9 protein-coding genes and 1 pseudogene are annotated in these 8861 nt (G+C 69.4%); 6 read left to right on the top strand and 4 right to left on the bottom strand.

Translation table 11 applies throughout. The features are described from left to right. Positions 1 to 759: pseudogene (locus A9W96_RS29790) on the top strand (hypothetical protein); the annotation flags it as partial. Here A9W96_RS29790 and A9W96_RS29795 read toward each other — a convergent pair. Further along, entirely contained in the window at positions 739 to 1905 is a 1167-nt protein-coding gene (locus tag A9W96_RS29795) for a glycosyltransferase family 4 protein (protein WP_066866001.1), read from the bottom strand. The pseudogene A9W96_RS29790 and the gene A9W96_RS29795 sit on opposite strands and share 21 nt — an antisense overlap. 65 nt (positions 1906 to 1970) lie before the next feature. On the opposite strand from A9W96_RS29795, the gene A9W96_RS29800 reads away from it, so the two are divergent. From A9W96_RS29800 to A9W96_RS29810, 4 genes are all read left to right on the top strand, one after another. Continuing rightward, positions 1971 to 2738: a class I SAM-dependent methyltransferase gene (locus A9W96_RS29800; protein WP_066866057.1), complete on the top strand. Its 768-nt coding sequence runs from the start codon at positions 1971 to 1973 to the stop codon at positions 2736 to 2738. Between the two features lie 92 nt (positions 2739 to 2830). Beyond that, on the top strand, positions 2831 to 4300 hold the full coding sequence (locus tag A9W96_RS29805; RefSeq protein WP_066866004.1) for an aldehyde dehydrogenase: 1470 nt from the start codon (positions 2831 to 2833) through the stop codon (positions 4298 to 4300). Between the two features lie 399 nt (positions 4301 to 4699). Beyond that, positions 4700 to 4831, top strand: coding sequence for a hypothetical protein (locus A9W96_RS33115; RefSeq protein WP_255361682.1), 132 nt, complete (start codon positions 4700 to 4702; stop codon positions 4829 to 4831). Positions 4832 to 4839: 8 nt separating this feature from the next. Then, on the top strand, positions 4840 to 5508 hold the full coding sequence (locus tag A9W96_RS29810; RefSeq protein ID WP_231999961.1) for a TetR/AcrR family transcriptional regulator: 669 nt from the start codon (positions 4840 to 4842) through the stop codon (positions 5506 to 5508). A 5-nt stretch (positions 5509 to 5513) separates the two neighbouring features. Here A9W96_RS29810 and A9W96_RS29815 read toward each other — a convergent pair whose 3' ends face one another. The 3 genes from A9W96_RS29815 to A9W96_RS29825 form a co-directional block, all read right to left on the bottom strand. Further along, positions 5514 to 5810 (bottom strand): hypothetical protein, encoded by a 297-nt coding sequence (locus A9W96_RS29815; protein ID WP_066866008.1) that lies wholly within the window; start codon positions 5808 to 5810, stop codon positions 5514 to 5516. 20 nt (positions 5811 to 5830) lie between these two features. Beyond that, the gene (locus A9W96_RS29820) at positions 5831 to 7348 is read right to left on the bottom strand and encodes a class I adenylate-forming enzyme family protein (RefSeq protein ID WP_067144737.1); all 1518 of its coding nucleotides are present in this window, start codon (positions 7346 to 7348) and stop codon (positions 5831 to 5833) included. A 154-nt stretch (positions 7349 to 7502) separates the two neighbouring features. Then, positions 7503 to 8045 (bottom strand): isoprenylcysteine carboxylmethyltransferase family protein, encoded by a 543-nt coding sequence (locus tag A9W96_RS29825; protein ID WP_067144740.1) that lies wholly within the window; start codon positions 8043 to 8045, stop codon positions 7503 to 7505. Between the two features lie 98 nt (positions 8046 to 8143). Here A9W96_RS29825 and A9W96_RS29830 point away from each other — a divergent pair, with 98 nt between their 5' ends. Next, the gene (locus tag A9W96_RS29830; protein ID WP_067144742.1) at positions 8144 to 8734 is read left to right on the top strand and encodes a TetR family transcriptional regulator; all 591 of its coding nucleotides are present in this window, start codon (positions 8144 to 8146) and stop codon (positions 8732 to 8734) included. Positions 8735 to 8861 lie beyond the last annotated feature (127 nt).

Genomic DNA, 8861 nt, shown 5'->3' on the forward strand with positions numbered 1-8861 from the left:
GTGTCGACCACCGTGCCCGGCTTCGGGGTGCTACGCGACGGCCAGAAGTGGGTGGCGCTGGCGATGCCCGGCTACGCGCTGGCGGGCGCCGGCGCGGTGGTGACGCTGCGCCGCCGACTGCGACTCCCTGGGGCCGCCGCCCCGGCGCTGGTCTGCTGCCTGGCGCTGCTGCTGGCGCTACCGGACCTGGGCTGGGGAGTGTTCGGCAAGGTGGCGCCCGTGCGCTATCCGCGCGGCTGGACGGCCGTCGCCGCGGCGGTCAATGCGCAGCCAGGATCGATAGCGGTGTTACCCGCCGGCACCATGCGGCTGTTCTCCTGGTCGGGCGCGGCACCGGTGTTGGATCCGCTGCCCCGCTGGGTGCGCGCCGACGTGCTGAGCACCGGTGACCTGGTGATCTCGGGGACCACCATCGCCGGCGAGGGCGTGCACGCCCGGGCCGTGCAGCAGCTGCTGCTGTCCGGCCCCGACCCGGCGGCGCTGGCCGCGGCCGGCGTGGCCTGGCTGGTGGTCGAATCGGACAGCGCCGGCGACATGGGGTCGGCCGCCCGCACCCTGGGGGCGCTGGCGCCGGTCTATCGGGACCGCGAGATCGCCCTCTACCGGATCGGCGGGCGGACCGCCCCGGTGGCCGCCGGGCAGCGGACCGTGACGGTGATCGCCCATCTGGCGTGGTTGGCGCTGCTGCTGGGCGGGGGCGCCGGCGCGGTGATCGGCGCGTGGCGGCGCCGCACCCGTTCAGCCCGGCCCGGTGACTAGCCCATTGACCGTGCGGCCGGCTTGCACCGCTTCCAGCACGCCGCACATCGCGTCGGCGCTTTGCGTCCAGGAGAATTCGCCACTGCGGGTGTGCGCCTTGGCGCCCAGTTGATCGCGCAGCACCGGATCGGCGAGCAGTTCTTCGAGCCGATCCACCAGCTCGGCGTGGCTGTCCACCAGGATCCCGGTCACCTCGTCGACGATCGAGTCCGACAGGCCGCCCGAGGATCGGTAGCCGATGGTCGGCACCCCATGCTGGGCCGCCTCGACGACGGCCAGGCCCCAGCCCTCCTTGCGGGAGGGCAGCAGATGCACCCAAGCCCCTTGCAGGACATGGTGTTTGGTGAGGTCGTCGACGTGGCCGTGGAAGGTCACCGACGAGCAGATGCCGAGCCGCTGCGCGTGCTCGACGAGCCGGTCGCGCCACCAGCCGTCGCCGACGATGTCCAGGTGCAGACCCGGTATCCGCGGCAACAGCCGCGCGACCGCCTCCAGGGCGTCCTCGATCTGCTTGTGCGGCACCAGCCGCGACAGCACCACCACGCGCGGCGCCGCCGAGCGGGGGCCGGTCAAGGATTGCGCCGGAGCCCGGTCGAGGCCGTTGCGCACCACCGCGATACGGGCGCCGTCGACGCCCAGGGTGACCAGGTCGCGCGCGGACGGCAGCGACACCGTCACGTACTGGTTGTGCCGGTTCACCCGCGGCGACAGCGTCGACTCGACGAACCAGCCGAGCCGGCCGAGCACCGGGCCCGCCACCGGCCACTGCTCGCGGTGGCAGTGGTGCACCAGCACCACCACCCGGCGGCCGTAGATCAGCCGGGCCAAAAAGGGCAGGCCGTTCTGGGTGTCGACGACCACGTCGGGCCGCACCTTGCGCAGCGGGCCGAGCCCCAGCCGGGCCATGGCCATCGCCAGCAACGCCCAGACGTACACCGAATACCGACCGCCGGCGCGGTCGATCCGCACGCCGTCGACCACCTCGCGGCGCGGCGCGCCGCGATAGCGGGCGGTGCGCAACGTGACGGCGATGCCGGAGGCGGCCAACTGCGCGCCGATGCGCTGCAAATAGGCTTCGCTGCCGCCGCCCTGCGGGTGCCCGGTATCGCGCCAGCACAGCAGCAGCACGGAGCGCAAGGAAGACATCGGTCGCCAGCCTAACCGGCGGCGATGCGTGCCGGGCACGTCAGCACATCCGTAGGGTGTGGCCGGTGGGCGCCACCGACCTCTTCGCGCGCCGGGCGACGCTGACCCGCTCGGTGCGGCTGCTGTCGGAGTTTCGTCACGAGCAGTCGGATCCGGCCCGGTTCTACGGCGCCCTGGCGGCCGATACCGCGGCGATGGTGGGCGATCTATGGCGCGGCACCCACGGCGACTCCGCGGCCGGGCGTACGCTGCTGGACGTCGGCGGCGGCCCCGGCTACTTCGCGACGGCCTTCACCGAGGCCGGAATCCGCTATATCGGGGTCGAACCCGACCCCGGCGAGATGCACGCCGGGCCGGCCGCCGCCCGCGGGGCGGCGCCGTGCGTGCGCGCCTCGGGCATGGCGCTGCCCTTCGCCGACGACTCCGTGGACATCTGCCTGTCCTCCAACGTCGCCGAGCACGTGCCGCGGCCCTGGCAGCTCGGCGCCGAGATGCTGCGGGTGACCAAGCCGGGCGGGCTGGCCGTGCTGTCCTACACCGTCTGGCTGGGCCCCTTCGGCGGCCACGAGATGGGCCTGACGCACTACCTGGGCGGTGCCCGGGCCGCCGCGCGCTACACCCGCAAACACGGCCATCCGCCCAAAAACAACTACGGGTCGTCGTTGTTCGAGGTGTCCGCCGCCGACGGCTTGGACTGGGCGATCAGCACCGGCGCCACCCTGGCCGCATTTCCCCGCTACCACCCACGATGGGCGTGGTGGCTGACCTCGGTGCCGCTGCTACGCGAGTTCCTGGTCAGCAATCTCGTGCTGGTCCTGCAACCCCAAGAGTGAAACGTGTTCTCGTTTTGCCCCGGCTTGGGTAGGGTGGCGCCCATGCGCGCCGGCGACGATGCAGCGCGGAGCAATGAGGAGGAGCGGCGCAGATGGCCGAGAGCAAGACCGAATACGACAAGCTTTTCATCGGCGGCAAGTGGACGGAACCGTCCACTTCCGATGTCATCGAGGTGCACTGTCCGGCCACCGGTGAATACGTCGGGAAGGTGCCGCTGGCCGCGGCCGCCGACGTCGACGCCGCGGTCGCCGCGGCGCGCGCGGCCTTCGACAACGGCCCCTGGCCCACCACCCCGCCCAAGGAGCGCGCGGCCGTGATCGCCAACGCGCTCAAGCTGATGGAGGAGCGCAAGGACCAGTTCACCCAGCTGCTCGCAGCCGAGACCGGCCAGCCGCCGACCAGCGTCGAGACCATGCACTGGATGAGCTCGATCGGCGCGCTGAACTTCTTCGCCGGCCCGGCCGTCGACCAGGTCAAGTGGAAAGAGGTCCGCACCGGCGGCTACGGGCAGAGCATCGTGCACCGCGAGCCGATCGGCGTCGTGGGCGCCATCGTCGCGTGGAACGTGCCGCTGTTCCTGGCCGTCAACAAGCTGGGCCCGGCGCTGCTGGCCGGCTGCACGGTGGTGCTCAAGCCGGCCGCCGAAACCCCGCTGAGCGCAAACGCTTTGGCGGAGGCCTTCGCCGAGGCCGGGCTGCCCGAGGGCGTGCTCTCGGTGGTGCCCGGCGGCATCGAGACCGGGCAGGCGCTGACCTCCAACCCGGACGTCGACATCTTCTCCTTCACCGGCAGCTCGGCCGTCGGCAAGGAGATCGGCCGTCGCGCCGCGGACATGCTCAAGCCGTGCACCCTGGAGCTGGGCGGAAAGTCGGCCGCCATCGTGCTCGAGGACGTCGACCTGGCCGCGTCGATCCCGATGCTGGTGTTCTCCGGAATCATGAACACCGGGCAGGCCTGCGTGGCCCAGACCCGCATCCTGGCGCCGCGCTCGCGGTATGACGAAATCGTCGACGCGATAAGCACTTTCGTGCAGGCGCTGCCGGTGGGCCTGCCGTCGGACCCGGCCGCCCAGATCGGCTCGCTGATCTCGGAGAAGCAGCGCGCCCGCGTCGAGGGCTACATCGCCAAGGGCATCGAGGAGGGCGCCCGGCTGGTGACCGGCGGCGGCCGCCCGGAGGGCCTGGACAGCGGATTCTTCGTGCAGCCAACGGTTTTCGCCGACGTCGACAACAAGATGACGATCGCCCAGGAAGAGATCTTCGGGCCGGTGCTGTCGATCATCCCCTATGACACCGAAGAGGACGCGATCAAGATCGCCAACGACTCGGTGTACGGGTTGGCCGGCAGCGTGTGGACCGCCGATGTGCAACACGGCATCGAGGTCTCGGAGAAGATCCGCACCGGGACCTACGCCATCAACTGGTACGCGTTCGACCCGTGCTGCCCGTTCGGCGGTTACAAGAACTCCGGCATTGGCCGCGAGAACGGGCCGGAGGGCGTCGAGCACTTCACCCAGCAAAAGAGCGTGCTGATGCCGATGGGCCACACCATCGAGGGGTGAGCCGTTACCTGCCGAACGTGCACTCAGGGCGTTTTTCTGCCGATTTTTCGCCGTGAGTGCACGTTCGGCGTTCCGGTCTTAGCGCGTCACGAAGCGGGCCTGGCGTGTTCGACGAACGATTACATGCTCGGACAGCGCCGTCAGCATCGCACGATCGAAGGCGCTGCGTTTGTGCGGCCGGTTCAGGCGGACCATGCGCCCATCGCAGCGGAGCTCTAGCCATTATGCAATAGGGCATATTTTTGCGGCCGATATGCATCCGCGGCTGCGGTTCGCGGCCCCGTCCACCCGCCATTTGTGCGGTGTGCGTCACACTTCGCCTGAGAAATTGCTTAATTTACGGATGTCTTATATGGTTCATAGCATAATCTAGGGCCGCACACAGGCCGGGAGAACATCATGTGGATCATCGAGCTCAACGTCGCCGGCTATCAGTACACCCGCGAGATGCCAGACTTGCGGCGCCGCACATTCCGCTTCAGCCCACGTCATATGCACTGGCCGGCGTTGCGCCACTCGCACGCGGCATGACCCGAGCCATGGGAGGTACGCCCACGCCGACTATCGGTGAAGCCGCGCCTGACCAGGCGCGGGCACAACGCGGGGGCACCCGCACGAAGATGCTGGCCAGCGCCGCCGAGGTGATGCGCGAGCGCGGCGCGGCCGGCGTGACCATCGACGCGGTGCTCGCCCGCAGCGGCGCCCCGCGCGGCTCGGTCTACTACCACTTTCCCGACGGCCGCAACCAGATTCTGACCGAAGCGCTGCGCTACTCGGGTGACTCCATCACCGCCATGATCGACGACGCGGCCGGCCGGGGCGCCCGGGTGTTGCTGGCCGAGTTCGTCGGGTTCTGGGAGCGGCTGCTCACCGACGGCGGTTTCACCGCCGGGTGTCCGGTCGTGGCGGCGGCGATCGGCTGTTCGGACGACGACGGTCCCAAGCTCTCCGCCGAAGCGGGCGCCATCCTGGGCCGCTGGTGCACCGCGCTGACCCGCGCGTTCGTCAACGACGGCTTCGACGACGCCGACGCCGCCTCGCTGGCCGTCATGTCCATCGCCGCGCTGGAGGGCGCCATCGTGCTCTCCCGCTCCACCCGCAACGCCGGCCCGCTGCACCAGGTCGGTGAGCAGCTCGAATTCCTGATCAAGGCAAAGGAATTCGTTGCCCGCAACAAGATTCCGGCTAAGCAGGACGCCGCGCGCTGACCCGCTCAGTCGCTGGCCGGTAGCGGCTTGACCTCTTTGAGCTGCAGGGCGGTCTGCCCGATGCTCAGGCTGCCCGCGCCCGGCTTGGTCACCAGCACCTCGGCGCCGGTCTCGTCGACGTAGCGCTTGCCCATCACCGTGCCGTCGGCGAACGCCGGGTCCAATTCGCCCGACCGCTCGCCACCGACCGGCACCATCGGCACTCCACCACACCGCAAGTCGTCCAGGCTGTCGGCGCTTCTGACGACGATCACCTGAGTGTCACACACCTGGCTGGCGAGACGAGTTCCGTTCTTGATCATTGATTTCCGTCCTTGATCGCTTACTGCTGGGCCGGTGCGGCGCGCAATCCGGTGAGGGTCTGGATGATCTCCCGCCGCAAGACCTTGCCGGTCGCGGTGGTGGGCAGCTCGTCGCGAAACACTACCTCGTCGGGAGTGCGCGAACCGCGCAAACTCTTGCGGACGAATTCGCGCAATTCCTCGGGGTCGGGGTCGGTGCCCGCCGCCGGCACCACCACCGCGACGATCGCCTGGCCCCACTGCGGATCCTCGACGCCGACCACCGCGACATCGCGCACCTGCGGGTGCTCGACCAGGACTTCTTCCAGCTCGGCGGGCGCGATGTTCTCCCCGCCGCGGATGATGGTGTCGTCGCTGCGCCCACCGATGAACAGGTAGCCCTCGTCGTCGAGCATGGCGATGTCCTTGGTGGGAAACCAGCCGTTCTCGTCGAGCACCGAGCCGATCCCGGTGTAGCGGCCCGACACCTGCTCGCCGCGCACGAACAGCTCGCCGGTCTCACCCGGCGGCAACACGTTGCCGGCCTCGTCGCGGATCTGCAGCTCGATTCCCGCCACCGCCTGGCCGACCGACCCCAGCCGCCGGGCGGCCTCCGGGGTCGACGCCGCCTGCGCGGCGCGATGGTCGTCGGGCGTCAGCACCGCGATCGTCGAGCTCGTCTCGGTCAGGCCGTAAGCGTTGACGAAGCCCACGTTGGGCAGCAGTTCGAGCGCGCGGCGCACCAGCGGCAGACCGACCTTGGACCCGCCGTAGGCCAGGTTGCGCAGCGACGGCAGCTCGACGGCCGTCCCGTCGCCGTTGTCCAGCACGGTGATGATGCGGTCCAGCATCGTCGGCACCACCGTCGCGGTGGTCACGTTCTCGGCGTTGATCAGCCGAACCCATTCCCGCGCATCGAAATTGGGCAGGTACACCATCTTGCGGCCGGCATACAGATTCGACAGCGCGGCGCTGACCCCGGCGATGTGGTACGGCGGCACGCAGATCAGCGCGGCGTCGGTCTCTTCGGCCGCCCCGAATTCCACCGTTCCGGTGATGTAACTGGTCAGGTTGTTGTGTGAGAGCTCGACGGCCTTGGGCTGCGAGGTGGTGCCGGAGGTAAACAGCACGATCGCCACGGAGTCCGGGTCGGGAAACTCGGCCGCCGGTTCGGCGGTGCGCGCGGCCTCCAGGAAATCGTCGGACACGATCACGCGGTCCGACACATCGCCGACGGCGTCGCGGTAGCGACCGTCGACGATCACCAACGGCTCGGGCAGCCGCTCGATCAGCGCCCGGATGCCGTCGGCGGAGAGCCGGTAGTTGATCGGCGTGAAGGCCACCCCGGCGCGCGCCGCGGCGAAGATCAGCACCGGCAGCATCGCGCCGCCGGTGCCCACATACGCGACGTGCCCGGCGTTCGACGCGGCGATCACCCCCGCGCCACCGTCGGCGAGATCGCTGAGCTGCTGCGTCGTCAGTCGCAGGTCCCCGGACACCACGGCCGTGCGCTCGGCGTTGCCCGACGCGGCCATCTCCAGCAGCAACGAAATGCTCATCCTCGATCTTTCTGGATTCCCGGCCCTTTACAGATCTCGCCTGCAGTGTAACTCAGCCGGGTTGCCCCCCGATCTCGAGCTTGCCGGGCGACGGGCGCCCTGGTCACGGGCGGGTCCGTCGGCGCCCATGACAAGGCCGCGCTTTCCCACCGACTCAGCGACGAGCGGGCGGATCCCAGGCCGAGACTCGCGGGATCCAGCGCGGCACGTTGCTTCGATAGTCGGCGTATTCACCGCCATAGCGCTCGGCGAGATGGGGCTCCTCCCAGAACCGAATTGCGAGCGCCTGGAACGCGAAAAATATTGCGAACCAAAGCAATAACGGAACCGACGCGATGACGGCCGCCTCGCCGAGCAGGATGCACAGCACACCGGTGATCATCGGGTTCCGCACGTGCCGGTACGGGCCCCGCACGACCAGATGGACCGGCTCCCCCATCACGTTGCCCAGCCCAAGCGTCCCCTCGCCCACGCGGTCAAACAGCACGTTCGTCCAGATCATCAGGGCCACGCCGGCGGCGATCAGCAGACAGCCGGCGGTGATCAGCCCGGCCCTCAGCGCGGCGTCCACGTGCGGAGCGTGCACGCCGGCCGGGCCGACGATCAAGGCCGGCACCACGAGCGTCACCGTTACCGGAAACAGCAGGACAGACATCAGGTGCCGCCACCAAAGGCGTCGGCGCGTGCTCGTCACCATGGGAGACCTCCTCGGTCGAATACTTCAACCTCCGTTCAACAACTAACGTACGCCGCGCGTCGGCATTTGCCAACGCTTGTTGAAGTATTCTGGCGCGCATGCCAGAAGCGCGACGCGCGGGCCGGTGGCGCACCGGTCAACTGAACCGACAGCGCATCATCGATGCGGCGCGCGAACGCTTCATGCGCGACGGGTACGAGCGGGCCACCGTCCGAGCGATCGCGGCCGACGCCGGTGTGGACGTCGCGATGGTCTACTACTTTTTCGGCAACAAGGAAGGCCTGTTCACCGCGTCCACGCTGACCGGTCCCGAGCACCCGTTGCACCAGCTGGCCACGCTGCTCGACGACGGGACCGAACGGATCGGCGAAAGGCTGGTTCGGCGCTTCCTCGAGCACTGGGAGGAAGGCGCCGTCTTCGAGCCGTTCCTGACGCTGTGGCGTTCGGCGGCGATCCACCCCGAGGCGCGAAAGGTGTTGCACGACAGCCTTGCCGGCCCGATCGCCAAGCGGGTCGCGACGGAATTCGGGGTGGCCGATGCCGAGCTACGTGTCGAGCTGGTGGCCAGCCACCTGGCCGGCCTGGCTTTCGCGCGCTACCAGCTGAAGATCGAGCCACTCGCGTCGACCCCCGTCGAGGACCTGGTCGCCTGGCTGGGGCCGACTGTGCAGCGCTATCTGACGGCTTAGTACCGCGAGCAGACGCAAAAACCCCCCACACGCCCGGCGTGGGGGGGGTTTTTCGTCTGCTCGCGGGTTAGGTGCCGGTCCACTTCGGCGGGCGCTTCTCGGCGAAGGCGATGGCGCCCGACGTTGG

Source organism: Mycobacterium sp. 1245852.3 (assembly GCF_001669335.1).
In the GTDB taxonomy this organism is placed as follows: Bacteria; Actinomycetota; Actinomycetes; order Mycobacteriales; family Mycobacteriaceae; genus Mycobacterium; species Mycobacterium europaeum_A.

Bases quoted from the DNA above. Each gene is read 5' to 3' on its own strand.
- A9W96_RS29795 (WP_066866001.1), bottom strand. From the start codon at position 1,905: ATGTCTTCCTTGCGCTCCGTGCTGCTGCTGTGCTGGCGCGATACCGGG.
- A9W96_RS29805 (WP_066866004.1), top strand. From the start codon at position 2,831: ATGGCCGAGAGCAAGACCGAATACGACAAGCTTTTCATCGGCGGCAAG.
- A9W96_RS33115 (WP_255361682.1), top strand. From the start codon at position 4,700: ATGTGGATCATCGAGCTCAACGTCGCCGGCTATCAGTACACCCGCGAG.
- A9W96_RS29810 (WP_231999961.1), top strand. From the start codon at position 4,840: ATGGGAGGTACGCCCACGCCGACTATCGGTGAAGCCGCGCCTGACCAG.
- A9W96_RS29815 (WP_066866008.1), bottom strand. From the start codon at position 5,810: ATGATCAAGAACGGAACTCGTCTCGCCAGCCAGGTGTGTGACACTCAG.
- A9W96_RS29820 (WP_067144737.1), bottom strand. From the start codon at position 7,348: ATGAGCATTTCGTTGCTGCTGGAGATGGCCGCGTCGGGCAACGCCGAG.
- A9W96_RS29825 (WP_067144740.1), bottom strand. From the start codon at position 8,045: ATGGTGACGAGCACGCGCCGACGCCTTTGGTGGCGGCACCTGATGTCT.
- A9W96_RS29830 (WP_067144742.1), top strand. From the start codon at position 8,144: ATGCCAGAAGCGCGACGCGCGGGCCGGTGGCGCACCGGTCAACTGAAC.